Consider the following 24163-nt stretch of genomic DNA (forward strand, 5'->3'; position numbering starts at 1 on the left):
AGGCGCCCCGACCTGCCGGCTCACCACGGCGCAGGCGCCCGCGCCCCGCCTCACCGCACCCGCGCCACCCTTCCCTCGTCCCAGACCGGCTCCCCCGCCTCCCGTACGATCCCGTCCGCTCCGAACACCAGATACCGGTCGAACGTCTTCGCGAACCACCTGTCGTGCGTCACCGCCAGTACCGTCCCCTCGTACGCCTCCAGGCCCTCCTGCAGCGCCTCCGCCGACTCCAGGTCCAGGTTGTCCGTCGGCTCGTCCAGCAGCAGCGCGGTCGTGCCTGCCAGCTCGAGGAGCAGGATCTGGAACCGCGCCTGCTGTCCGCCCGACAGCTTCTCGAAGCGCTGGTCCCCCTGCCGCTCCAGTTCGTAGCGCCGCAGGACCGACATCGCCCCGCCCCGGTCCTTCGCGTGCTCCGTCCACAGGATGTCGACCAGCGTCCGGCCGAGCAGTTCCGGGTGCGCGTGGGTCTGGGCGAAGTGCCCGGGCACCACCCGCGCCCCGAGCTTCCACTCCCCCTTGTGCGCCACGGACGCGTCTCCCGCCAGCAGCCGCAGGAAGTGCGACTTCCCGGACCCGTTCGAGCCGAGCACAGCGACCCGCTCCCCGTAGAAGATCTCCAGCGAGAACGGTTTCATCAGCCCGGTGAGCTCAAGGCCGGTGCAGGTCACAGCCCGCACCCCCGTGCGCCCGCCGCGCAGCCGCATCGTGATGTCCTGCTCGCGCGGCGGCTCGGCCGGCGGCCCCGCCTCCTCGAACTTCTTGAAGCGCGTCTGCATCGCGCGGTACCGCGACGCCATGTCGGGGCTGATCGCCGCCTGCTGCCGCAGTCGCAGGACGAGCGCGCGCAGGCGCGCGTGCTCCTCGTCCCAGCGCCGCTTCAGCTCCTCGAAGCGCGCGAACCTCTCCCGCCGCGCCTCGTGATACGTACCGAAACCTCCGCCGTGCACCCACACGTCCGAACCCGCGGGCCCCGGCTCCACGCTCACGATCTTCTCGGCCGTCCGCGACAGCAGCTCCCGGTCGTGGGAGACGAAGAGGACCGTCTTACGGGTCTCCTTCAGCCGGTCCTCCAGCCACCGCTTCCCCGGCACGTCCAGATAGTTGTCCGGCTCGTCCAGCAGCAGCACCTCGTCGGGCCCGCGCAGCAGCGCCTCCAGCACCAGCCGCTTCTGCTCGCCGCCGCTGAGGGTGCGCACCAGCCGCCACTGCGCGCTCTCGTACGGGACACCCAGCGCGGCCGTCGTGCACATGTCCCAGACCGTCTCGGCCTCGTACCCCCGCGCCTCCGCCCAGTCGCTCAGCGCCTGCGCGTACTTCATCTGCGCGGCCTCGTCGTCGACCGTCATGATCAGGTGTTCCGCGGCATCCACCGCCGCGGCCGCTTCCCTGATCCTCGGCTGGGCCACCGACACCAGCAGGTCGCGTACGGTCCGCTCGTCCCGTACCGATCCCACGAACTGCCGCATCACGCCGAGCCCGCCGCTGGAGGACACCGTCCCGCCGTGCGGCTGCAGCTCACCTGCCATCAGCCGCAGCAGGGTCGTCTTGCCCGCGCCGTTCGCCCCGACCAGGGCGACCACCGCGCCTTCACCCACGCGGAACGACGCGTCGCCGAGCAGGACCCGCCCGTCCGGTAGGTAGTACTCCAGATGCGCCGCCTCAAGATGTCCCATGCTCCGATTCTCACCGCCGACGTCGCTCGGGCCCAACAGGTTTAGGATGCGCGGCATGAGCTTTGGGCAGGGGGGACCTCAGTGGGGGTCCGGTGGACAGAACCAGGACCCGTACGGAGGGCAGGAACCGTACCGGGGGCAGAACGCGTACGGCACGCAGGACCCGTACGGCGCGGGGCAAGCCACGCCCGACCCGTTCGGCCTGAGGGCCAGAGCGGCGGCGGCGGACAACACACCGGACTGGGCCGCGCTCGCCGACGCCTCCGCGGCCCGCACCCGCCGCAGGCGCTGGCTGCTGATCGGGGGCGGCGCGCTCGCCACCGCCGCGGTCGCGGGCATCGTGGCGTCCGCGATCGTGTCCTCCAACAGCGATGGCAGCAACCAGTCTTCGGACAAGAACGCGAGCCAGCTGCCCGCGGCCCCCGAGCTGCCCAGCGACACCACCCAGCCCGAGCCGTCCTTCTCGTCGGTCGCGCCGCTGCCCCCGCCGGACCCCAAGGACTTCATCTCGGACCGGAGGAAGGACACGGCCCCGCTCAGCGCGGAGTCCCTCTTCCCGGGCAGGAAACTGACGATGGGTGAACGCGTCTACGACAAGGGCGCCACGGCCCGCACGGGTGACTGTGCGTCCGTCACCAAGGGCGCCCTCGGCGCGGCCCTCGAAAGCAACGGCTGCGAACAGGTCTTCCGGGTCACCTACAGCGCAGGCGACATCGCGGTCACCGTCGGCGTGGCCACCTTCGCGAACGAGGCCAAGGCCAAGAAGGCCGTGGGGCAGGCGTCGGGCAACATCGTGCCGCTGTCCGGAGACGGCGTCCCCGCCTTCTGCAAGGGCGGCCCCGTCTGCCGGTCCACGTACAACTCCTACGGCCGGTACGCCTACATCACATTCACCGGCTACACCAAGGCCAAGTCCGTCACCAAGGGAGACACCAAGGCCTTCCAGATCGGCGACGACCTGGGGGAGTTCACCTTCCGTCAGATTCGCAGGCGCGGCGAGGCCCAGGCCTCAGCAGCAGCCGCCGAGCCCGCCGGCTGACCCCGGCAGCGAGCGCTTGTTGCGGGCCTCCCGGTTCCGGGCGGCCAGCAACTCGTCGGCGGGGTAGCCGACTTCCTCCAGCGTGAGCCCGTGCGGCCGCACCACATGGACGGCCGAATCCCGTACGCCCGCGGCCAGTACCTTCCCGGGCCATTCCACCGGCCGGTGCCCGTCCCCCACGAACAGGAGCGCGCCCACCAGCGAGCGCACCATGTTGTGGCAGAAGGCATCGGCCTTCACAGTCGCCGTGATGACCCCGGCCGTATCCCGCTCCCACGAGAGCTGCTGAAGCGTACGGATGGTCGTGGCGCCCTCGCGCTTCTTGCAGTACGCCGCGAAGTCGTGTTCGCCGACCAGCTTTTCGGCGGCGGCGTTCATGGCGTCGACGTCCAACGGCCAGTCGTGCCACAGCACATGACCCCGCAACAGCGGATCGACGCCACCGGGGTTGTCGGTCACCCGGTACGCGTACCGCCGCCAGATCGCCGAGAAGCGCGCGTTGAACCCCGCCGGAGCCTCCTCGACCCGCCAGATCCGCACATCGCGCGCGAGCCGCCCGGCCAGCCGCTTCAGCAGCTTCTCCCGGTGCTCGGCCCACACGTCCTGCGGAAGATCCACATGCGCGACCTGCCCACGGGCGTGCACGCCGGCGTCCGTCCGCCCGGCGACGGTCAGTTCGTACGTCTGCGAGGACCGCGTCACCGTACGCAACGCGTCCTGGATGTCACCCTGGACGGTCCGCTGCCCGCGGGCCTGCTTGGCCCAGCCGGAGAAGTCCTTGCCGTCGTACGACAGGTCCAGCCGCACCCGGACATGTCCGGGCTCCACCTCGTCACTCACGTATCAGATCCTCTCAAAGCGGAGCGGGCCCGCTCCCCGGAGGGAACGGGCCCGCTCGCACAGCCAGGTCAGAACGCTCAGGCGTCCTTGGCCTCGTCGGCCGGCTCGGCGTCCTCGACGACCTCGGCCTCGGCGGCCTTGGTCTCGGACTCCTTGACCGCACGCTTGGTGGCGGCCTCGGCCTCGGCGACGGTCGCCTTCTTGGCGATCTCACCCTCGACCAGCTCGATCACAGCCATCGGGGCGTTGTCGCCACGACGGTTGCCGATCTTGGTGATGCGGGTGTAGCCACCCGGGCGCTCGGCGTAGCGAGGAGCGATCTCGGTGAAGAGCGTGTGCACGACGCCCTTGTCCGTGATCGTCTGCAGCACCAGACGACGGTTGTGGATGTCGCCCTTCTTCGCCTTGGTGATCAGGCGCTCGGCGACCGGACGCAGGCGGCGGGCCTTGGCCTCGGTCGTGGTGATGCGGCCGTGCTCGAACAGCGACTTCGCGAGGTTCGCGAGAAGCAGACGCTCGTGCGCGGCGCTGCCGCCGAAACGGGCTCCCTTGGTGGGACGCGGCATGGTGTTTCTCCTTGTGATCTGCACCGGCCGTATCAGGTACCGGTGTCAGTTACCGGTGGGCGGCCGCCCACCGGAAGTTTCCCTGGGCCGTCGGGCTCAGTACTGCTCGGTCTCCACGAAGCCCGCGTCCGCGTCGTCGTCGGCACCGAAGGCGTCGGCGGCGGCGGTCGGGTCGAATCCGGGCGGGCTGTCCTTCAGGGCCAGGCCCATGCCGGCCAGCTTCGCCTTGACCTCGTCGATCGACTTCGCACCGAAGTTGCGGATGTCGAGCAGGTCGGCCTCGGAACGGGCGACGAGCTCACCCACGGAGTGGATGCCCTCGCGCTTGAGGCAGTTGTACGAACGAACGGTGAGCTCGAGCTCCTCGATCGGCAGCGCCAGGTCGGCAGCGAGCGCGGCGTCCGTCGGGGACGGACCCATGTCGATGCCCTCGGCGTCGATGTTGAGCTCGCGCGCCAGACCGAACAGCTCGACCAGGGTCTTGCCGGCCGACGCCATGGCGTCACGCGGACGCATGGCCTGCTTGGTCTCGACATCGACGATCAGCTTGTCGAAGTCGGTGCGCTGCTCGACACGGGTCGCCTCGACCTTGTACGTGACCTTGAGCACCGGCGAGTAGATGGAGTCGACCGGGATACGGCCGATCTCCTGGCCCACCTGCTTGTTCTGCACGGCGGAGACATAGCCGCGACCGCGCTCGACGGTCAGCTCCATCTCCAGCTTGCCCTTGCCGTTCAGCGTCGCCAGAACGAGGTCCGGGTTGTGGACCTCGACGCCGGCCGGCGGGGCGATGTCAGCAGCGGTGACCAGGCCGGGACCCTGCTTGCGCAGGTACATCACGACCGGCTCGTCGTGCTCCGAGGAGACGACCAGCTGCTTGATGTTGAGGATGAGGTCGGTGACGTCCTCCTTGACGCCCGGCACGGTGGTGAACTCGTGCAGGACACCGTCGATCCGGATGCTGGTGACAGCAGCGCCGGGGATCGAGGAGAGGAGCGTGCGGCGGAGCGAGTTACCGAGGGTGTAGCCGAAGCCCGGCTCCAGCGGCTCGATCACGAACCGTGAGCGGTACTCGTCGACGACCTCTTCGGTCAGCGAGGGACGCTGAGCGATAAGCATGAGAAATGCCTCCAGTCTTGGCACCCACTATTTGATGCCAACGGAACAAGGGTACGGGCGGTACGGCACCGAAGCGCCATACCGCCCGAAGTCGGGCCCCTACGGGGTCAGACGCGGCGACGCTTCGGGGGGCGGCAGCCGTTGTGCGGGGTGGGGGTGACGTCCTGGATCGAGCCGACCTCGAGGCCGGTGGCCTGGAGGGAGCGGATCGCGGTCTCGCGGCCGGAGCCGGGACCCTTGACGAAGACGTCGACCTTGCGCATGCCGTGCTCCTGCGCGCGGCGGGCGGCCGACTCGGCGGCCATCTGCGCGGCGAAGGGGGTGGACTTGCGCGAGCCCTTGAAGCCGACGTGGCCGGCGGAGGCCCAGGAGATCACGTTGCCCGAGGGGTCCGTGATCGAGACGATCGTGTTGTTGAACGTGCTCTTGATGTGGGCGTGCCCGTGAGCGACGTTCTTCTTTTCCTTGCGGCGCACCTTCTTGGCAGCGCCCTGACGACCCTTGGGGGGCATCTATATCTCCTACGGGAGGTGGTCGGTCCTACAGCGAAGACCGCTGATGAGCGTCCGCTGAGGACTACTTCTTGCCCGGCTTCTTCTTGCCGGCGATGGCGCGACGCGGGCCCTTGCGGGTACGAGCGTTCGTGCTGGTGCGCTGACCGTGGACCGGCAGGCCACGGCGGTGCCGCAGACCCTGGTAGCAGCCGATCTCGACCTTGCGGCGGATGTCGGCCTGAACCTCACGGCGGAGGTCACCCTCGGTGCGGAGGTTGGCGTCGACGTACTCGCGGATCTTGACGAGGTCCTCTTCGGCCAGGTCACGAACGCGGGTGTTCGGGTTCACGCCGGTGGTGGCGAGGATCTCCTTGGACCGGGTGCGCCCGATGCCGAAGACGTAGGTGAGGGCAACTTCCACACGCTTGTCGCGCGGGATGTCAACACCTGAAACGCGTGCCATTCAATGGCTCCAGTTGTTTCGGGGGTCTTCCGCAGAACCGCTCCCGACCGCCGACCTCTCAGGTATGAGAAGTGGTACGGCCCGGGTCCCCGGCCCCCGCCGGAGGTGTCGTCAGCCGTGGCTTGCAAGCCTTGGCTTGGACGGGCTCTGCGTATGTACGTATTACGTGCGTCGCGCGAAGAACTGCGAGGTGCAGGTCGTGCTTCAGCCCTGGCGCTGCTTGTGGCGCAGGTTGTCGCAGATGACCATGACCCGACCGTGACGGCGGATCACCTTGCACTTGTCGCAGATCTTCTTGACGCTCGGCTTGACCTTCATGGGATGTGAGGTTCTCCGGGTCAGTGCCACCACCCGCGCCGGAGCGGGGTGCGGGCAAGATCTACTTGTATCGGTAGACGATCCGCCCACGCGTCAGGTCGTACGGAGAGAGCTCCACGACGACCCGGTCGTCCGGGAGAATACGGATGTAGTGCATCCGCATCTTGCCGGAGATGTGCGCGAGGACCTTGTGACCGTTCTGGAGCTCCACCTTGAACATGGCGTTCGGGAGGGACTCGATCACGGTGCCCTCAATTTCGATGGCACCTTGCTTCTTGGCCACGCTTCGCCCTTCGAATCGGCTACCTTGATCGACTCACGCTCACCGCATGCAGACACACGAGTACACGAGAGCCGACGCATCAGTCTACGACAGGCCATCCGAAATGACGAATCCGGCAAGTCTGCCCACGGGCGGTGATCGTTAAGCGGCTGCTGGTCCTGTCCGGTCGATGAGGCCGGATCAGTGAGCGGCCCGCCGCGGAGCGGCTGATGTCACCGCGGTGCGTGCAGCTGCAAGGCGGAGGATGGGGGTCCCCCCGCCGAAGGCAGGGGGAGAGCCCACGCGGAGCGTAGGCGACTGACGACAACGCAGCGTGGGGGCACCGCCCGTGCCCGAAGGGCTGCGGGGGTGGGGGTCCCTCCCACGCCGAAGGCTGTGGGGGAGCGTGCCAGGGCACGCGAGCCCGGCAAGATCGGCCGGACAGGGCCTGGCCCTCAGGGGGCCAGCGGGTCCGGGGCCGTCGTGATGCCGAGCTCCGCCAGCTTCGCCCTGCCGCCGTCGGGGGCCGTCAGCACCAGCGGGCCCTCCTCCGTCAGGGCAACCGAGTGCTCCCAGTGAGAGGACCAGGTGCCATCCGTCGTGATGACCGTCCAGTCGTCCTGGAGCACCTCGGTGTGCGGAGTACCCAGCGAGACCATCGGCTCGATCGCGAGGCAGAAGCCGGGGACCAGCTTCGGGCCCTTGCCGCGCTTGCGCGAGACATAGTTCAGCAGGTGCGGGTCCATGTGCATCTCGGTGCCGATGCCGTGGCCACCGTACTCCTCGATGATCCCGTACCGACCGCCGCCCGGCTTCGGCTGGCGGCGGATATAGGTCTCGATCGCACGGGAGACGTCCACCAGCCGGTTGCCGTTCTTCATCGCCGCGATACCGGCCCACATCGACTCCTCGGTGACCCGGGAGAGCTCGATCAGCTCCGGAGCGTGACCGCTGCCGACGAAGACCGTGTAGGCCGCGTCACCGTGCCAGCCGTCAATGATCGCGCCGGCGTCGACCGAGATGATGTCGCCGTCCTTGAGGACGGTCTTCTCGTCCGGGATGCCGTGCACGACCACTTCGTTGACCGAGGTGCAGATGGTCGCGGGGAAGCCGCCGTACCCGAGGAAGTTCGACTTCGCACCATGGTCGGCGATCACCTTGCGGGCGACCTCGTCCAGATCCTTCGTGGTGGCGCCCGGTACGGCCGCTTCGCGTGTCGCCGCGTGGATCGCGGCGACGACCAGCCCCGCCTCGCGCATCTTGGCGATCTGCTCCGGGGTCTTGATCTGCACCATGGCGTTGCCTTCCACCTCTGACGTGTCTCTGCTCAACAGTAAGGCCGCGGCGTCCGTCGGACACCGCGGCCGTACCAGGAGTTACTACGGGGTACTGCTCAGCTCTTCGCGGACTTTTTCAGCGCGTCCATCGCCCGCTGGGTCACGTCCGTGACCTTGCCGAGCGCGGAGATCGTGACCACCAGGCTCTGCGCCCGGTAATAGTCGATGATCGGCTCGGTCTGCGTGTGGTAGACCTCGAGGCGCCGGCGCACGGTCTCCTCGGAGTCGTCGTCGCGCTGGTAGAGATCACCGCCGCAGATGTCGCAGACACCCTCCTGCGTCGACGGCGAGTACGTGACATGGAAGACATGGCCGGAGTCGTTGCGGCAGATACGGCGACCCGCGATCCGCTTCACGACCTCGTCCTCGGGGACCTCCAGGTCGAGCACCGCGTCCAGCGTCATGCCCTCGGACTTCAGCATCGCGTCGAGAGCCTCGGCCTGGGAGACATTGCGCGGGAAGCCGTCCAGCAGAAAGCCGCTCGCGGCGTCCGGCTGCTCCATCCGGTCCTTGGCCATGCCGATGGTGACCTCGTCGGGCACCAGCTCTCCCGCGTCCATGTAGGCCTTGGCCTGGAGACCGAGCTCCGTGCCCTGGCTGATGTTGGCGCGGAAGAGGTCGCCCGTGGAGATGTGCGGGATCGACAGGTTCTTGGCAAGGTACGCAGCCTGCGTTCCCTTGCCGGCACCGGGCGGCCCGACGAGGACGATTCGCATCAGCGGAGGAACCCTTCGTAATTGCGCTGCTGGAGCTGGCTCTCGATCTGCTTCACGGTCTCCAGACCCACACCCACGATGATGAGGATGCTCGTCCCGCCGAACGGGAAGTTCTGGTTCGCGCCTCCGAAGCCTGCCAACGCCATCGTCGGGACAAGAGCAATCAGACCCAGGTACAGCGAGCCCGGCCAAGTGATCCTGTTGAGCACGTAGCTCAGGTACTCGGCAGTAGGTCGACCTGCCCGGATTCCCGGGATGAAGCCACCATACTTCTTCATGTTGTCCGCGACTTCCTCGGGGTTGAACGAGATCGCCACATAGAAGAAGGCGAAGAACACGATCAACAGGAAGTACGTCGCGATGTAGTACGGGTGGTCACCCTTGACGAAGTGCTGTTCAATCCATGTCTTCCAGCCCGCCTGGGAGTTGGAGAACTGCGCGACCAGCGCCGGAATGTAGAGCAGCGACGAGGCGAAGATGACGGGAATCACACCCGCCTGGTTCACCTTCAGCGGGATGTACGTCGACGTCCCGCCGTACGAACGCCGCCCGATCATGCGCTTCGCGTACTGAACCGGGATACGGCGCTGAGCCTGCTCGACGAAGACGACGAGCGCGACCATCACGAAACCGATCAGGATGACGGTCCCGAACTCGATCCAGCCCTTGGCGAGCTTGCCGCTCTGCTTGATGGCCCACAGGGCGCCCGGGAAGCCGGCGGCGATCGAGATGAACATCAGGATCGACATGCCGTTGCCGATGCCGCGGTCGGTGATGAGCTCACCGAGCCACATGACGGCCGCGGTACCCGCGGTCATGGTGACGACCATCACGATGGTGGTGAAGATCGAACGGTCGGGAACGATCTGGTCGGCGACCTGGCAGCCGCTGAAGAGCGCACCGCTGCGGGCCGTCGCCACCAGGCCGGTGCCCTGGAGCACGGCGAGGGCGACGGTCAGATAACGGGTGTACTGCGTGATCTTCGCGGTGCCGGACTGGCCCTCCTTCTTGAGGGCCTCCAGCCGCGGGATGACCACGGTCAGCAGCTGCAGGATGATGCTCGCCGTGATGTACGGCATGATGCCCAGCGCAAAGATGGTGATCTGCAGCAGCGCTCCGCCACTGAACATGTTCACCAGGCCGAACAGGCTGTTGTTGCCCTTCTGGGCCGCATCGACACAGGTCTGTACGTTCTGGTAATCGACGCCCGGGACCGGGATGTGTGAGCCCAGCCGGTACAGCACGATGATGGCGAGCGTGAAGAGCAGCTTCTTGCGCAGGTCGGGCGTCTTGAACGCCCGGGCGAACGCGGTGAGCACGGTGCCTCCTGCGACCCCCGCGCTACTGCGTCAGAGGTGACGGTATTGAAGATCGACGAATACGTATCAGACATTCCGCTTGGTCCAGGTGGACAGACCACGCGGTCCGGGGGCAGAACCCCCTTGTGTTTACAGCAACAGTGCACGCCACCTTACCGGCGGATGTGCCCCCCTAGGAACGACCAACCGGGGATGCCCCATTTGAGAGGCATCCCCGGTCGATTTTCAGCTTTCAGCCACTGAACTCGTCTCAGACGAGCTCGGTGACGGTGCCGCCGGCAGCGGCAATCTTCTCCTTGGCGGAGCCGGAGACGGCGTCAACCGTCACCTGCAGCGCCACGGAGATCTCGCCCTGGCCCAGGACCTTGACGAGGCTGTTCTTGCGCACCGCACCCTTGGCGACCAGGTCGGCAACGGTGACCTCGCCACCCTCCGGGTAGAGGGCGCCGAGCTTGTCCAGGTTCACGACCTGGTACTCGGTGCGGAACGGGTTCTTGAAGCCCTTGAGCTTCGGGAGACGCATGTGGAGGGGCATCTGCCCACCCTCGAAGCGCTCCGGAACCTGGTAGCGGGCCTTGGTGCCCTTGGTGCCACGACCAGCGGTCTTACCCTTGGACGCCTCACCACGACCCACACGGGTCTTGGCGGTCTTGGCGCCCGGGGCGGGCCGGAGGTTGTGGACCTTCAGCGGGTTGTTCTCCGCCATGTCAGTCGACCTCCTCAACCGTGACGAGGTGGCGGACGGTGTGCACCATGCCGCGGAACTCGGGACGGTCCTCCTTGACAACCACGTCGTTCAGGCGCTTGAGCCCGAGCGAACGCAGGGTGTCGCGGTGGTTCTGCTTGCTTCCGATGTACGACTTCGTCTGCGTGATCTTGAGGCGGGCCATTACGCACCCGCTCCCGCACGCGCACGGAGCAGAGCCGCGGGGGCGACGTCCTCGAGGGGCAGACCACGGCGAGCCGCGATCTCCTCGGGACGCTGCAGGCCCTTGAGGGCCGCCACGGTCGCGTGCACGATGTTGATCGCGTTGGACGAGCCGAGCGACTTCGACAGGATGTCGTGAACGCCGGCGCACTCCAGGACGGCACGCACCGGGCCACCGGCGATAACGCCGGTACCGGGGGAAGCAGGCTTGAGCAGGACGACGCCCGCAGCCTTCTCGCCCGTGATCGGGTGCGGGATGGTGCCCTGGATACGGGGGACCTTGAAGAAGTGCTTCTTGGCCTCCTCAACACCCTTGGCGATGGCGGCCGGCACCTCCTTGGCCTTGCCGTAACCGACACCTACGGTGCCGTCACCGTCACCCACCACGACGAGCGCGGTGAAGCTGAAGCGACGACCACCCTTCACAACCTTGGCAACGCGGTTGATCGCGACAACGCGCTCAACGTAGGCGGTCTTCTCGGCGGCAGCAGCGCCACCGTCGCGACCCTTCCGGTCCCGCCGCTCGCCGCCACCGGCACCGCTTCCGCGGCGCTGGGGTCCAGCCATTGGATTTACCTCTCTCTGTTACGTCCGTTAGTCCCGGAACCGGGGCCTAGAACTTCAGCCCGGCTTCGCGGGCGGCGTCAGCCAGAGCGGCAATGCGCCCGGCGTACCTGTTGCCACCACGGTCGAACACGACAGCCTCGACGCCGGCAGCCTTAGCACGTTCGGCGACAAGCGCGCCGACCTGCTTGGCCTGGGCGCTCTTGTCGCCCTCGCCGCCGCGGATCGAGGTGTCCAGGGTCGACGCCGAAGCGAGCGTGTGGCCCGCGATGTCGTCGATGACCTGCGCAACGATGTTGCGGTTGGAGCGCGTCACGACGAGGCGCGGACGCTCCGGCGTACCGGAGATGTGCTTGCGGACGCGGATGTGGCGACGCTTGATGGCGGCGCGCTTGTACGCGTCACCCTTGGCGATCTTTACACCGTATGCCATGGCTTACTTACCCGCCTTTCCGACCTTGCGGCGGATGACCTCGCCCGCGTACTTGACGCCCTTGGCCTTGTACGGGTCGGGCTTACGCAGCTTGCGGATGTTCGCGGCGACCTCGCCGACCTTCTGCTTGTCGATGCCCTCGACCGAGAACTTGGTCGGCGACTCGACCTTGAAGGAGATGCCCTCGGGCGCCTCCACCAGGATCGGGTGGCTGTAGCCGAGCTGGAACTCCAGGTTGGAGCCCTTCGCTGCGACGCGGTAACCGACACCGCTGATCTCGAGCGCCTTGGCGTAACCCTGGGTCACGCCGGTGATCATGTTCGCCACCAGCGTGCGGGACAGGCCGTGCAGGGCCTTGTTCTGACGCTCGTCGTTCGGGCGCAGCACCAGCAGGGTGCCGTCCTCGCCCTTGGTGACATCGATCGGCGCGGCAACGGTGTGGGAGAGGGAACCCTTGGGGCCCTTCACGGCGACCGTACGGCCATCGATGGTGACGTCCACACCGGCGGGAACCTGGATGGGGAGCTTGCCGATTCGCGACATTGGCTTTTCCTCCGTTCCCTACTACCAGACGTAGGCGAGGACTTCCCCACCTACGCCCTTCTTGCCTGCCTGCTGACCGGTCAGGAGACCGTGGGACGTGGAGATGATCGCCACGCCCAGGCCGCCGAGAACCTTCGGCAGATTGGTGGACTTCGCGTACACGCGCAGACCCGGCTTGGAGATGCGCTTGATGCCGGCGATCGAACGCTCGCGGTTCGGGCCGAACTTCAGCTCCAGGACGAGGTTCTTGCCGACCTCGGCGTCCTCGACCTTCCAGCCGGTGATGAAGCCCTCCTGCTGGAGGATCTCCGCGATGTGCGACTTGATCTTGCTGTGCGGCATCACGACGGTGTCGTGGTACGCCGAGTTCGCGTTACGCAGACGCGTGAGCATGTCTGCGATGGGATCAGTCATGGTCATGAATTGGCCTTCGGCCTCTCTCGCCGGGGTTTCCTGTATGCGCCATCCCTCTCCCCACTCAGTGGCGGGACGGGTGCGGTGCGGGGACCTACGGCGTAGTAAGTCGGTCAGGGCGGCGGGCGCCCAACCCCACAAGCCTACGGCATGTGAAGGCGGGCCCCCGCCGACCAGATGCTTACCGAGAGCCTCCGGTGATTCCCAACTAGGGAATTACCAGGAGCTCTTGGTCACGCCCGGCAGCTCGCCACGGTGAGCCATCTCACGAAGGCACACGCGGCACAGGCCGAACTTGCGGTACACGGAGTGCGGACGACCACAGCGCTGGCAGCGGGTGTAGGCGCGCACGCCGAACTTGGGCTTACGAGCAGCCTTGGCAATAAGAGCCTTCTTCGCCATCTCGCTTACGCCTCCTTGAACGGGAAGCCGAGGTGACGAAGGAGCGCGCGGCCCTCAGCGTCGTTGGTCGCCGTGGTGACCACGGTGATGTCCATACCCCGGACGCGGTCGATCTTGTCCTGGTCGATCTCGTGGAACATGACCTGCTCCGTGAGACCGAAGGTGTAGTTGCCACGGCCGTCGAACTGCTTGGGGGACAGGCCACGGAAGTCGCGGATGCGCGGAAGCGCGAGCGACAGGGTGCGGTCCAGGAACTCCCACATGCGGTCGCCACGAAGCGTGACGTGGGCACCGATCGGCTGGCCCTCACGCAGCTTGAACTGCGCGATGGACTTACGGGCCTTGGTGACGGCCGGCTTCTGGCCGGTGATCGTGGTGAGGTCGCGAATCGCGCCGTCGATCAGCTTGGAGTCGCGGGCGGCGTCGCCCACACCCATGTTGACCACGATCTTGACGAGGCCGGGCACCTGCATGACGTTCTCGAACGAGAACTCCTCACGCAGCTTGCCCGCGATCTCCTCGCGGTACTTCGTCTTCAGACGCGGAGTGGTGGTGGTAGCCATCAGATGTCCTCACCCGTCCGCTTGGCAACGCGGATCTTGTTGCCCTCGTCGTCGAAGCGGTAACCGACGCGCGTGACGACCTTGTTGCCGTCCTTCTCCACGACGAGCTGAACGTTGCTCACGTGGACGGGGGCCTCGGTCGTGACGATGCCACCGGTCTGCGAACCGCGAGCGGTCTGGCCGGCCTTGGTGTGCTTCTTGACCCGGTTGACACCCTCGACCAGGACGCGGTCCTCGCGGGGGAAGGCCGCGATGACCTTGCCCTGCTTGCCCTTGTCCTTGCCGGTGATGACCTGAACCAGGTCACCCTTCTTGATCTTCATGCTTACAGCACCTCCGGCGCGAGCGAGATGATCTTCATGAACTTCTTCTCGCGCAGCTCACGGCCCACGGGGCCGAAGATACGGGTGCCGCGAGGGTCGCCGTCGTTCTTCAGAATGACAGCGGCGTTCTCGTCGAAGCGGATGTACGAGCCGTCCTGGCGGCGGCGCTCCTTGACGGTGCGAACGATGACCGCCTTGACGACGTCACCCTTCTTCACGTTGCCACCGGGGATCGCGTCCTTGACGGTGGCGACAATGACGTCACCGATGCCCGCGTAGCGGCGACCGGAGCCACCGAGAACACGGATGCAAAGGATCTCCTTGGCACCAGTGTTGTCGGCGACACGCAGTCGCGACTCCTGCTGGATCACGTCTATCTCCTGTTTGTCTGCCGGTTCCCGGCCGGGGCTGTACTGGACGGCCCCGGCCGAGCCTGGCGGAACTGACTCGAAGGGTTACCCCTTCAAGCTGTGTCTTTTGGATTTCGCTTACGCGAAATTCCTTACTTGGCCTTCTCGAGGATCTCGACGATGCGCCAGCGCTTGGTCGCCGACAGCGGACGCGTCTCCATGATGATGACGCGGTCGCCGACGCCGGCAGCGTTCTGCTCGTCGTGCGCCTTGAGCTTGTTGGTACGGCGGATGACCTTGCCGTACAGCGCGTGCTTCACGCGGTCCTCGACAGCGACGACGACGGTCTTGTCCATCTTGTCGCTGACGACCAGACCCTCACGGGTCTTGCGGAATCCGCGGTCGGTCTTGTTCTCAGTCACGTTGCTCTCGCTCATCAGGCGCTCTCCACCGTCTCGATGCCCAGCTCGCGCTCACGCATCAGGGTGTAGATCCGCGCGATGTCCTTGCGGACGGCCTTCAGCCGACCGTGGTTTTCGAGCTGACCGGTCGCCGCCTGAAAGCGGAGGTTGAACAGCTCTTCCTTGGCCTCGCGGAGCTTGGCAACAAGCTCCTCGTTGCCCAGCTCGCGCAGCTCGGACGCCTTGGTACCGGTAGACATCACGACTCACCTGCCTCGCGCCGAACGATCCGGCACTTCATCGGAAGCTTGTGAGCAGCGCGGGTAAGCGCCTCACGCGCAATCTTCTCGTTCGGGTAGGACAGCTCGAACATCACCCGACCGGGCTTGACGTTCGCGACCCACCACTCCGGGGAGCCCTTACCGGAACCCATGCGGGTCTCGGCGGGCTTCTTGGTCAGCGGGCGGTCCGGGTAGATGTTGATCCAGACCTTGCCGCCACGCTTGATGTGGCGGGTCATCGCGATACGAGCCGCCTCGATCTGGCGGTTGGTCACGTACGCCGGAGTGAGGGCCTGAATGCCGTACTCGCCGAACGCAACCTGCGTACCACCCTTGGACATACCGCTGCGCTTCGGGTGGTGCTGCTTGCGGTGCTTGACCCTACGGGGGATCAGCATGTCGGTCAGGCCTCCGTTCCGGTGCTCTCAGCCGGAGCAGCGGCAGCGGGAGCCTCGGCCTTGGGGGCCTCGGCCGCCGGAGCGGACTGCTGCGGCTTGCGGCCGCGACCGCCACGCTCGCCACCACGGCCACCGCGGCCGGCCGGGCGGTCAGCGCCGCCACGGGCCGGACGGTTGCCGGCACGAGCGGCAGCGTTCTCGGCGCGAACCTCGGCGATGTTCTTGACGTCGCCCTTGTAGATCCAGACCTTCACACCGATACGGCCGAAGGTGGTCTTGGCCTCGAAGAAGCCGTACTCGACGTTCGCGCGCAGCGTGTGCAGCGGCACACGACCCTCGCGGTAGAACTCCGAGCGGGACATCTCGGCGCCGCCGAGACGGCCGCCACACTGGATCTTGATGCCCTTGGCGCCGGCCTTCATGGCGGACTGCATGCTCTTACGCATGGCCCGACGGAAGGAGACGCGGGAGGACAGCTGCTCGGCAACGGCCTGCGCGACCAGCTGAGCGTCGACCTCGGGGTTCTTGACCTCGAGGATGTTCAGCTGGACCTGCTTGCCCGTGAGCTTCTCGAGGTCGCCGCGGATGCGGTCGGCCTCGGCACCACGGCGGCCGATGACGATGCCGGGACGCGCGGTGTGGATGTCCACCCGCACGCGGTCACGGGTGCGCTCGATCTCAACCTTCGAGATACCGGCGCGCTCCATGCCGGACGTCATCATCCGACGGATGGCGACGTCTTCCTTGACGTAGTCCTTGTACAGCTTGTCGGCGTACCAGCGGGACTTGAAGTCCGTGGTGATGCCGAGCCGGAACCCATGCGGGTTAACCTTCTGGCCCATTACCGGGTTCCTTCCTTGCTGCTGACGACCACGGTGATGTGGCTGGTCCGCTTACGGATCCGGTAGGCACGGCCCTGAGCACGCGGACGGAACCGCTTCAGGGTCGGGCCCTCGTCCACGTACGCCTCGCTGATGACCAGCGAAGAGGCGTCGGTGTGGTCGTAGTTGTGTGCAGCGTTGGCAATGGCACTGTCAAGCACCTTGCCAACCGGCACGCTCGCGGCCTGCGGGGCGAAACGCAGGACCGCCTGAGCCTCCGTGGCATCCATGCCACGGATGAGGTCCACCACGCGGCGGGCCTTCATGGGCGTGACGCGGATGTACCGCGCCTGGGCCCTGGCTTCCATGGTTGTCCCTTCGGTGTAAGTCATAGTCGTTCCACCCCGCGTTAGCGGCGCTTCGACTTCCGGTCGTCCTTGACGTGGCCGCGGAAGGTGCGAGTCGGCGAGAACTCGCCGAGCTTGTGGCCGACCATCGACTCGGTGACGAACACCGGGACGTGGGTCTTGCCGTTGTGCACCGCGATCGTGTGGCCGAGCATGGCCGGGATGATCATCGAGCGACGGGACCAGGTCTTGATGACGTTCTTGGTGCCTGCTTCGTTCTGTACGTCCACCTTCTTGATGAGGTGGTCGTCGACGAAGGGCCCCTTCTTGAGACTGCGCGGCATCTAAACCCGCTCCTAGCGCTTCTTGTTCGTCTTGCGGCGGCGGACGATGTACTTGTTGCTCGCCTTCTTGGGAGAACGAGTACGACCCTCCTTCTGACCCCACGGGCTGACCGGGTGGCGACCACCGGAGGTCTTGCCCTCACCACCACCGTGCGGGTGGTCGACCGGGTTCATGGCGACACCGCGGACGGTCGGGCGGACGCCCTTCCAGCGCAGACGGCCGGCCTTGCCCCAGTTGATGTTCGACTGCTCGGCGTTGCCGACCTCGCCGATGGTGGCGCGGCAGCGGACGTCGACCAGGCGAATCTCGCCGGACGGCATACGCAGGTGGGCCATCTGGCCCTCCTTCGCCAGCAGCTGCACGGAGGCACCCGCGGAGCGGGCGAACTTCGCGCCGCCGCCGGGCCGCAGCTCGATGGCGTGGATGGTCGTACCGACCGGGATGTTGCGCAGCGCCAGGTTGTTGCCGGGCTTGATGTCGGCGGCCGGGCCGTTCTCGACACGGTCACCCTGCGACAGGCCACGCGGTGCGATGATGTAGCGCTTCTCGCCGTCTGCGTAGTGCAGAAGCGCGATGCGCGCGGTGCGGTTCGGGTCGTACTCGATGTGAGCGACCTTGGCCGGCACGCCGTCCTTGTCGTGACGACGGAAGTCGATCACGCGGTAGGCGCGCTTGTGGCCACCGCCCTGGTGACGGACGGTCACACGACCGGTGTTGTTACGGCCGCCCTTGCTGTGCAGCGGGCGGACCAGCGACTTCTCCGGCGTGGACCGCGTGATCTCGACAAAGTCGGCGACGGAGGAGCCACGGCGGCCCGGCGTCGTCGGCTTGTACTTGCGGATTCCCATTTCTCAGTCCTCGTCCGATTCCGGACGATCCAGACCGCCGTTAGGCGGTCGGACCGCCGAAGATGTCGATACGGTCGCCCTCAGCGAGGGTCACGATGGCGCGCTTGGTGTTGGCGCGCTTGCCGAAACCGGTGCGGGTGCGCTTGCGCTTGCCCTGACGGTTGATCGTGTTGACCCCGGTGACCTTGACCGAGAAGACCGCCTCGACGGCCTGCTTGATCTGGGTCTTGTTGGAGCCGGGCGCGACGATGAACGTGTACTTGTTCTCGTCGAGCAGGGCGTAGCTCTTCTCGGAAACAACCGGCTTGACGAGAACGTCGCGCGGGTCCGTGAAGGTCTTGCTGGTTACGGTCGCCTCGGACATCAGGCGTCGCTCCCTTCGGTCTCAGCGGCCTTGGGGCCAGACACGAAGGACTCGAAGGCGGCCTTGGTGAAGACCACGTCGTCGGAGACGAGCACGTCGTACGTGTTCAGCTGGCCCGGCTCCAGGATGTGCACCTGGGGCAGGTTGCGGGCGGAGAGCCACGCGGCCTCGTCGGCGCGCTCGACGACCAGGAGCAGGTTCTTGCGCTCACTGATCTTGCCGAACAGCGTCTTCGCGGCCTTGGTGGAGACCTCGCCCTCGACCACGCCGGAGACGACGTGGATACGGGAGTGACGGGCCCGGTCGGAGAGGGCACCGCGCAGGGCGGCGGCCTTCATCTTCTTCGGGGTCCGCTGCGAGTAGTCACGCGGCACGGGGCCGTGGACAACGCCACCGCCGGCGAACTGCGGCGCACGGGTCGAACCCTGACGGGCGCGGCCGGTGCCCTTCTGGCGGTAAGGCTTCTTGCCACCACCACGGACCTCGCCACGCGTCTTGACCTTGTGTGTGCCCTGACGGGCGGCGGCCAGCTGCGCGACGACGACCTGGTGGATCAGCGGGATGCTGACCTTGGCGTCGAAGATCTCGGCCGGGAGCTCGACGGTCCCGGACTTGTCGCCCGCGGGCGACAGAATGTCAATGGTGCTCATAGTCCTCAGGCCCCCTTGGCCGCAGTGCGGACCAGGACCAGGCCGCCGTTCGGACCAGGAACCGCGCCCTTGATCAGGAGCAGGCCCTTCTCCGCGTCAACGGCGTGAACGGTCAGGTTCTGGGTGGTGACCCGCTCGTTGCCCATACGGCCCGCCATGCGGAGGCCCTTGAACACACGGCCCGGGGTGGCGCAGCCACCGATGGAACCGGGAGAGCGGTGCTTGCGCTGGGTGCCGTGACCGGCGCCGAGGCCCTTGAAGTTGTGACGCTTCATGACACCGGCGAAGCCCTTGCCCTTGCTCTTGCCCGTGACGTCGACCTTGACGCCGGACTCGAACACCTCGGCAGTGATCTCCTGGCCGAGCGTGTACTCGCCGGCGTCGGAGGTGCGGAGCTCCACCAGGTGGCGGCGCGGGGTCACGTCGGCCTTGGCGAAGTGGCCCTTGAGGGGCTTGTTCACCTTGCGCGGGTCGATCTCGCCGAAGGCGATCTGGACCGACTCGTAGCCGTCGGAGTCATTCGTACGGACCTGGGTAACGACACAGGGCCCGGCCTTGACGACAGTGACCGGGACGACACGGTTGTTCTCGTCCCAGACCTGGGTCATGCCGAGCTTCTCGCCCAGGACGCCCTTGATCTGCTTAGCCATCTCTTCCGCGCCTCTCAGAGCTTGATCTCGATGTCAACGCCGGCCGGAAGGTCCAGGCGCATCAGCGAGTCAACGGTCTTGGGCGTCGGGTCGAGGATGTCGATCAGGCGCTTGTGCGTGCGCATCTCGAAGTGCTCGCGCGAGTCCTTGTACTTGTGCGGCGACTTGATGACGCAGTACACGTTCTTCTCAGTGGGCAGCGGCACCGGGCCTGCAACCGACGCACCAGTGCGGGTCACCGTCTCGACGATCTTCTTCGCCGAGGAGTCGATGACCTCGTGGTCGTAGGCCTTGAGCCGGATGCGGATCTTCTGTCCCGCCATGGCTACTCAGTAGTCCTGTCTCTCGTAACGCTCTGGAACTCGGCGGGTCCTGCATTCTTCTCCGACCCACGCGGTCGGGCGTGTCGCACTCCCTCTACGAAGATCTCCCGAAGGATTTCCCAACCAAGGGGGTGCGGGCCGCAGCCGCGCATCGGGGGAAGAACACCCACCGAGTGCCTGGCCGGTACCCCGCTGACACTTCCCGGAAGATTCCCGTACGTCCGCTCCAGCGCTGCCTTACGACAGATGGGGCGACGAGTACTGTGGGACTCGCTTCCGGTCCTCCCGGCGGGAGACGCGCAGCATCGGCACTCAACCGAGCAACCTGGCTAGTGTGCCATATGGGGCAGACCCCTGGCCAATCGCGGCCGGAGAGGGTACCCCACTGATCCGCTCCTCACCCACGCGCTTGCGACGCGAGGCAACCTGGCGTGTCGATCGGCCGTCTTGTTGAGCGCGGACGGCCTGTGACCAGCCCGTCCGCCATTGCCTGAGGGTCACAGTACGCAGCAAGGGGGCCTGCCTGCCCGCTGCGGGGGAAGCGGACGGAGCGGGACAGATGAACATCGCGCATGCCCGGGGGGCGGCTGGCGCGGGCCCGAGCGGCCCGAGCAGACGGAAAGTGTTCAGCGCCACAGCGGCCGTCGCCGCGGCCGCCGCTCTCAGCTCCTGCTCCGTCCCGGCCCAGCGGCGCTCCCACCCCGCCGCGAACCCCGAGCCCGGCATGCCCATCGCGAGCTCCCGGCGGGCGCAGCTGATGGCGATACTCGCCCACCCCGACGACGATCTGTACTTCATGAACCCTGACACCCAGCGGACGCTGGACGCCGGGGTTCCGCTGGTCTGTGTGTACGTCACCGCGGGCGAGCACGACGGCATCAACCACATACCCGGCAGCACATACGCCCAGGCGGACAAGGCCGCCTACGCCTCCGCCCGCCACCAGGGCCTGCGCCAGGCCTACGCTTCCCTGCTCGGGCTCGGCAGGTTCACCGAGTGGGCCAAGGACGTCGCCCCGCTGAAGGGCGGCCGCCTGGCCGAGATCAACACCCTGAGCAACGGCTATCGCAGGGTCGAGCTGATCTTCCTCAACCTTCCCATGCACACCACGCGCCGGTACATGGCCCTGCCCAGCCTGTGGCGGGACCGCGCGCTGGGCCTGACCACCGTCGTCGCTGCGGACTCTCCGCTGCGCAAAGCCGTCTCGTACGACTACGACACGCTCGTCGACGTACTGGCCGGGCTGATGGAGCAGTACCGGCCGACCGTGATCCAGACCCTGGACCCCGACCCTGACATCCAGCACAGCGACGAGGCGACCCGCAAGAAGGACAGCGAGCAGCGCGGCTACTCGGATCACGCCGACCACACCGCGGTCGCCTCCTTCAGCTGGGCCGCCATGGTCCGCTGGGTCGCCCGCGCGGCGAAGGACGAGGGCCATGTGCCCGCCTTCGTCGCCACCGCCTTCCGCGGCTACTACAACCGCCACTGGCCCAAGAACCTCCCGGTGGCGGTGCTCAGGGAGAAGGCCCGAAACCTCGTCCCGTACGGCGGCGACCCGCGGTGGGACTGCGGCAACCCGTCCGGCTGCGGCGACTACAGCGTCGGCGGCATCCGTCCGCTCACGAACAAGAAGGGCTGGGTCCGCTCCACCCACCACCGCCACCCCGGCGCCCGCACCGTGGTCGCGACCGAGCCGTCCGGACGGATGGTCGCCTATGGGGTTCTCGGGCTGCGGGCGGTCCGCTGGCGGGAGACCGGGCTGGGCAGCGGGCAGTGGGGCAATCCGGACGACCTCGGCGGCGGCCCGCTCGCGCCCGCGCTCGGCGGCGTCACGCTGAAGGACGGCCGTCAGTTGCTGTTCGCGCTGCGCTTCGCCGAACTCGGCGGCCACGGCGGGCCCAACCGGCGCGAGGTCGTCCTGCTGGAGCACGGCTCCCCCGACGGCGCGTTCCTGGCCTGGAAGGGACTCGGCAACCCCGAGCGGGGCGACGACCGCGGCCGCCGCATCGGTGTCCCGGTCGCGGTCGCGGCCCCCGACGGCCGGGTCCATCTCTTCGTCCGCAACGCCGACAAGGGCATCAGCACACGAGTCCGCGACGCCACAGGCAACTGGGACCGCTGGCGCGACCTCGGCGGCGAGGAGATCCAGGACGGCCTGTCGACGGTGGTGGACCGCGCCGGCCGGGTGCATGTTTTCGCCGCGGGACGCGAGGGCGTACACCACTGGACGCAGGACACGATGGGCCTGCCGCTCACGTACCGCGCGGATGGCGGCCTGCCCGTGCCGGGGGACGCGATCGCTCCGGTACTGACCGACGACGGTGGCATAGAGCTGTACTACCGCAGGCCGACGGCCCCCGCGGTGATGGCCGTACACGCCGGAGGTGCCCCGGCGCGTCCCCGGAAGGAGGGCTTCGACGGCTACGGCCCGGTGAGCGTGGCCGCGGCACCCGGCGGCCGGGTGCTGCTCGGCAAGGACACCCGCGGGCGGCTCCAACTCCGCACGGGCAGAAGGCTTCTGACGCGCACTCGTGGCCTGGCGGCACTGGACGCGCCCGCCCTTCACATGGGCAGCTCGGGCGCCACCGTCGTGGGCCTGGGGGCAGACGCGCACCCCTGGGCCTGGCTGCCCGAGGCAGGAACCGCCGGCTGACCCGGCCGCAGCGCACTCAGCCGCAGCGCACAGGCACACGGCAAAGGGCCCCGCACCGAAGTGCGGGGCCCTTGCTGATGCTCCAGGAGCAACCAGGTCAGATCAGCAATTACTTGTTGATCTTGGTGACCTGGCCGGCGCCGACGGTCCGGCCACCCTCACGGATGGCGAACTTGAGGCCCTCCTCCATGGCGACCGGCTGAATCAGGTTGACCGTCATGGTGGTGTTGTCGCCCGGCATGACCATCTCGGTGCCCTCGGGGAGGGTCACAACGCCGGTCACGTCCGTGGTACGGAAGTAGAACTGCGGGCGGTAGTTGTTGAAGAAGGGGGTGTGACGACCACCCTCGTCCTTCGACAGGATGTAGGCCTGGGCCTCGAACTCGGTGTGCGGCGTGACCGAACCGGGCTTGATGATGACCTGGCCGCGCTCGACGTCCTCGCGCTTGATGCCACGGAGGAGCAGACCGACGTTCTCACCGGCCTGGCCCTCGTCGAGCAGCTTGCGGAACATCTCGATGCCGGTGACCGTGGTGGTGGTCTTCTCCTGCTTGATACCGACGATGTCGACGGTCTCGTTGACCTTCAGGACACCACGCTCGATACGACCGGTGACGACGGTGCCACGACCGGTGATCGTGAAGACGTCCTCGATCGGCATCAGGAACGGCTTGTCGACGTCGCGCTCGGGCTGCGGGATCGACTCGTCGACGGCCTTCATCAGGTCGAGGACGGTCTGGCCCCACTCCTTGTCACCCTCGAGCGCCTTGAGCGCCGAGACCTTGACGACCGGAAGGTCGTCGCCCGGGAACTCGTACTCGGAGAGCAGCTCGCGGACCTCGAGCTCGACGAGCTCCAGGATCTCCTCGTCGTCCACCATGTCGGCCTTGTTCAGGGCGACAACGATGTACGGAACGCCGACCTGGCGGGCCAGGAGCACGTGCTCCTTGGTCTGCGGCATCGGGCCGTCGGTCGCGGCGACCACGAGGATGGCGCCGTCCATCTGCGCCGCACCCGTGATCATGTTCTTGATGTAGTCCGCGTGACCGGGGCAGTCGACGTGCGCGTAGTGACGCGACTCCGTCTGGTACTCGACGTGCGCGATCGAGATCGTGATACCGCGCTGGCGCTCCTCAGGAGCCTTGTCGATCTGGTCGAAGGCCGAGGCCTCGTTCAGGTCCGGGTACGCGTCATGCAGCACCTTGGTAATGGCGGCCGTGAGGGTCGTCTTACCGTGGTCAATGTGACCGATGGTGCCGATGTTGACGTGCGGCTTAGTCCGCTCGAACTTCGCCTTCGCCACTGGGGTCCTCCTGTGGAGTGGTTCTGTACGCCTTACTCATCGGCGCCAGGTGATCTTTGCTGGATGGCCGGGGCCCGGGACATTCCGGCCGAATACTTGCGTAACGACTG

At 67.1% G+C, this 24163-nt stretch carries 35 protein-coding genes; 2 read left to right on the forward strand and 33 right to left on the reverse strand.

Features of this window, described 5'->3' with window-relative positions:
• Positions 1-50: 50 nt before the first annotated feature.
• Positions 51-1673 carry an ABC-F family ATP-binding cassette domain-containing protein gene (locus FBY35_RS14400; protein WP_142214190.1) on the reverse strand — a complete coding sequence of 541 codons (1623 nt, stop codon included), beginning with the start codon at positions 1671-1673 and terminating at the stop codon, positions 51-53.
• A 55-nt stretch (positions 1674-1728) separates the two neighbouring features.
• Here FBY35_RS14400 and FBY35_RS14405 point away from each other — a divergent pair, with 55 nt between their 5' ends.
• Entirely contained in the window at positions 1729-2712 is a 984-nt protein-coding gene (locus tag FBY35_RS14405) for a hypothetical protein (RefSeq protein ID WP_260848616.1), read from the forward strand.
• Here FBY35_RS14405 and truA read toward each other — a convergent pair.
• The 31 genes from truA to rpsJ all read right to left on the reverse strand — a co-directional run bounded on the left by truA (position 2683) and on the right by rpsJ (position 20094).
• Positions 2683-3552 carry a tRNA pseudouridine(38-40) synthase TruA gene (gene truA / locus FBY35_RS14410; RefSeq protein WP_142214191.1) on the reverse strand — a complete coding sequence of 290 codons (870 nt, stop codon included), beginning with the start codon at positions 3550-3552 and terminating at the stop codon, positions 2683-2685. The two genes, FBY35_RS14405 and truA, sit on opposite strands and share 30 nt — an antisense overlap.
• Before the next feature lie 77 nt (positions 3553-3629).
• Positions 3630-4118 (reverse strand): 50S ribosomal protein L17, encoded by a 489-nt coding sequence (gene rplQ, locus FBY35_RS14415; protein ID WP_142214192.1) that lies wholly within the window; start codon positions 4116-4118, stop codon positions 3630-3632.
• 96 nt (positions 4119-4214) lie between these two features.
• Positions 4215-5237, reverse strand: a complete 1023-nt coding sequence (locus tag FBY35_RS14420; RefSeq protein ID WP_003956430.1) for a DNA-directed RNA polymerase subunit alpha — start codon at positions 5235-5237, stop codon at positions 4215-4217.
• Between the two features lie 107 nt (positions 5238-5344).
• Entirely contained in the window at positions 5345-5749 is a 405-nt protein-coding gene (gene rpsK / locus FBY35_RS14425) for a 30S ribosomal protein S11 (RefSeq protein WP_003956432.1), read from the reverse strand.
• Between the two features lie 64 nt (positions 5750-5813).
• A complete protein-coding gene (gene rpsM / locus FBY35_RS14430; RefSeq protein ID WP_142214193.1) occupies positions 5814-6194 on the reverse strand; it encodes a 30S ribosomal protein S13 in 381 nt (126 codons plus the stop codon).
• A 204-nt stretch (positions 6195-6398) separates the two neighbouring features.
• Positions 6399-6512: a 50S ribosomal protein L36 gene (gene rpmJ / locus FBY35_RS14435; RefSeq protein WP_003956441.1), complete on the reverse strand. Its 114-nt coding sequence runs from the start codon at positions 6510-6512 to the stop codon at positions 6399-6401.
• Between the two features lie 61 nt (positions 6513-6573).
• A complete protein-coding gene (infA, locus tag FBY35_RS14440) occupies positions 6574-6795 on the reverse strand; it encodes a translation initiation factor IF-1 (protein ID WP_003956442.1) in 222 nt (73 codons plus the stop codon).
• Positions 6796-7229: 434 nt separating this feature from the next.
• Entirely contained in the window at positions 7230-8069 is an 840-nt protein-coding gene (gene map, locus FBY35_RS14445) for a type I methionyl aminopeptidase (RefSeq protein ID WP_142214194.1), read from the reverse strand.
• A gap of 98 nt (positions 8070-8167) precedes the next feature.
• Positions 8168-8827, reverse strand: coding sequence for an adenylate kinase (locus FBY35_RS14450; protein ID WP_142214195.1), 660 nt, complete (start codon positions 8825-8827; stop codon positions 8168-8170).
• Positions 8827-10146 (reverse strand): preprotein translocase subunit SecY, encoded by a 1320-nt coding sequence (gene secY, locus FBY35_RS14455; protein WP_142214196.1) that lies wholly within the window; start codon positions 10144-10146, stop codon positions 8827-8829. The genes FBY35_RS14450 and secY overlap by 1 nt, the downstream gene beginning before the upstream one ends.
• 250 nt (positions 10147-10396) lie before the next feature.
• Entirely contained in the window at positions 10397-10852 is a 456-nt protein-coding gene (rplO, locus tag FBY35_RS14460; protein ID WP_142214197.1) for a 50S ribosomal protein L15, read from the reverse strand.
• A 1-nt stretch (position 10853) separates the two neighbouring features.
• Positions 10854-11036: a 50S ribosomal protein L30 gene (gene rpmD / locus FBY35_RS14465; protein ID WP_005313525.1), complete on the reverse strand. Its 183-nt coding sequence runs from the start codon at positions 11034-11036 to the stop codon at positions 10854-10856.
• Complete coding sequence (gene rpsE, locus FBY35_RS14470) at positions 11036-11641, reverse strand: 30S ribosomal protein S5 (RefSeq protein ID WP_006376045.1); 606 nt, start codon at positions 11639-11641, stop codon at positions 11036-11038. Before rpsE ends, rpmD begins: the two co-directional genes overlap by 1 nt.
• Before the next feature lie 46 nt (positions 11642-11687).
• Positions 11688-12071 (reverse strand): 50S ribosomal protein L18, encoded by a 384-nt coding sequence (gene rplR, locus FBY35_RS14475; RefSeq protein ID WP_142214198.1) that lies wholly within the window; start codon positions 12069-12071, stop codon positions 11688-11690.
• A 3-nt stretch (positions 12072-12074) separates the two neighbouring features.
• Complete coding sequence (rplF, locus tag FBY35_RS14480; protein ID WP_142214199.1) at positions 12075-12614, reverse strand: 50S ribosomal protein L6; 540 nt, start codon at positions 12612-12614, stop codon at positions 12075-12077.
• 21 nt (positions 12615-12635) lie between these two features.
• Positions 12636-13034, reverse strand: coding sequence for a 30S ribosomal protein S8 (rpsH, locus tag FBY35_RS14485; protein WP_067163170.1), 399 nt, complete (start codon positions 13032-13034; stop codon positions 12636-12638).
• A 210-nt stretch (positions 13035-13244) separates the two neighbouring features.
• Entirely contained in the window at positions 13245-13430 is a 186-nt protein-coding gene (locus FBY35_RS14495; RefSeq protein ID WP_003956452.1) for a type Z 30S ribosomal protein S14, read from the reverse strand.
• Between the two features lie 5 nt (positions 13431-13435).
• Entirely contained in the window at positions 13436-13993 is a 558-nt protein-coding gene (gene rplE, locus FBY35_RS14500; RefSeq protein WP_142214200.1) for a 50S ribosomal protein L5, read from the reverse strand.
• A complete protein-coding gene (rplX, locus tag FBY35_RS14505) occupies positions 13993-14316 on the reverse strand; it encodes a 50S ribosomal protein L24 (protein ID WP_142214201.1) in 324 nt (107 codons plus the stop codon). The genes rplE and rplX overlap by 1 nt, the downstream gene beginning before the upstream one ends.
• Before the next feature lie 2 nt (positions 14317-14318).
• Positions 14319-14687 (reverse strand): 50S ribosomal protein L14, encoded by a 369-nt coding sequence (gene rplN / locus FBY35_RS14510; RefSeq protein ID WP_003956455.1) that lies wholly within the window; start codon positions 14685-14687, stop codon positions 14319-14321.
• Between the two features lie 131 nt (positions 14688-14818).
• Entirely contained in the window at positions 14819-15103 is a 285-nt protein-coding gene (gene rpsQ / locus FBY35_RS14515; protein WP_142214202.1) for a 30S ribosomal protein S17, read from the reverse strand.
• Positions 15103-15327 (reverse strand): 50S ribosomal protein L29, encoded by a 225-nt coding sequence (gene rpmC / locus FBY35_RS14520; RefSeq protein ID WP_142214203.1) that lies wholly within the window; start codon positions 15325-15327, stop codon positions 15103-15105. The genes rpsQ and rpmC overlap by 1 nt, the downstream gene beginning before the upstream one ends.
• Positions 15327-15746, reverse strand: a complete 420-nt coding sequence (gene rplP, locus FBY35_RS14525) for a 50S ribosomal protein L16 (RefSeq protein ID WP_055698227.1) — start codon at positions 15744-15746, stop codon at positions 15327-15329. Before rplP ends, rpmC begins: the two co-directional genes overlap by 1 nt.
• Before the next feature lie 5 nt (positions 15747-15751).
• Complete coding sequence (gene rpsC, locus FBY35_RS14530) at positions 15752-16588, reverse strand: 30S ribosomal protein S3 (RefSeq protein WP_142214204.1); 837 nt, start codon at positions 16586-16588, stop codon at positions 15752-15754.
• Positions 16588-16935, reverse strand: coding sequence for a 50S ribosomal protein L22 (rplV, locus tag FBY35_RS14535; protein WP_004571827.1), 348 nt, complete (start codon positions 16933-16935; stop codon positions 16588-16590). Before rplV ends, rpsC begins: the two co-directional genes overlap by 1 nt.
• Positions 16936-16976: 41 nt before the next feature.
• Positions 16977-17258: a 30S ribosomal protein S19 gene (rpsS, locus tag FBY35_RS14540; RefSeq protein WP_142214205.1), complete on the reverse strand. Its 282-nt coding sequence runs from the start codon at positions 17256-17258 to the stop codon at positions 16977-16979.
• Positions 17259-17270: 12 nt separating this feature from the next.
• Positions 17271-18107, reverse strand: coding sequence for a 50S ribosomal protein L2 (gene rplB, locus FBY35_RS14545; protein ID WP_142214206.1), 837 nt, complete (start codon positions 18105-18107; stop codon positions 17271-17273).
• Positions 18108-18147: 40 nt separating this feature from the next.
• Positions 18148-18471 carry a 50S ribosomal protein L23 gene (rplW, locus tag FBY35_RS14550; protein WP_005313587.1) on the reverse strand — a complete coding sequence of 108 codons (324 nt, stop codon included), beginning with the start codon at positions 18469-18471 and terminating at the stop codon, positions 18148-18150.
• Entirely contained in the window at positions 18471-19121 is a 651-nt protein-coding gene (rplD, locus tag FBY35_RS14555) for a 50S ribosomal protein L4 (RefSeq protein ID WP_142214207.1), read from the reverse strand. The genes rplW and rplD overlap by 1 nt, the downstream gene beginning before the upstream one ends.
• A 5-nt stretch (positions 19122-19126) precedes the next feature.
• Positions 19127-19771 (reverse strand): 50S ribosomal protein L3, encoded by a 645-nt coding sequence (rplC, locus tag FBY35_RS14560; protein WP_142214208.1) that lies wholly within the window; start codon positions 19769-19771, stop codon positions 19127-19129.
• A 14-nt stretch (positions 19772-19785) separates the two neighbouring features.
• Positions 19786-20094: a 30S ribosomal protein S10 gene (gene rpsJ, locus FBY35_RS14565; protein WP_003948644.1), complete on the reverse strand. Its 309-nt coding sequence runs from the start codon at positions 20092-20094 to the stop codon at positions 19786-19788.
• A 559-nt stretch (positions 20095-20653) separates the two neighbouring features.
• Between rpsJ and FBY35_RS14570 the strand changes: the two genes are divergently transcribed.
• Positions 20654-22750: a PIG-L family deacetylase gene (locus FBY35_RS14570; protein ID WP_142214209.1), complete on the forward strand. Its 2097-nt coding sequence runs from the start codon at positions 20654-20656 to the stop codon at positions 22748-22750.
• Positions 22751-22859: 109 nt separating this feature from the next.
• Here FBY35_RS14570 and tuf read toward each other — a convergent pair whose 3' ends face one another.
• On the reverse strand, positions 22860-24053 hold the full coding sequence (gene tuf / locus FBY35_RS14575) for an elongation factor Tu (protein WP_142214210.1): 1194 nt from the start codon (positions 24051-24053) through the stop codon (positions 22860-22862).
• Positions 24054-24163 lie beyond the last annotated feature (110 nt).

The organism is Streptomyces sp. SLBN-118 (assembly GCF_006715635.1).
In the GTDB taxonomy this organism is placed as follows: Bacteria; Actinomycetota; Actinomycetes; order Streptomycetales; family Streptomycetaceae; genus Streptomyces.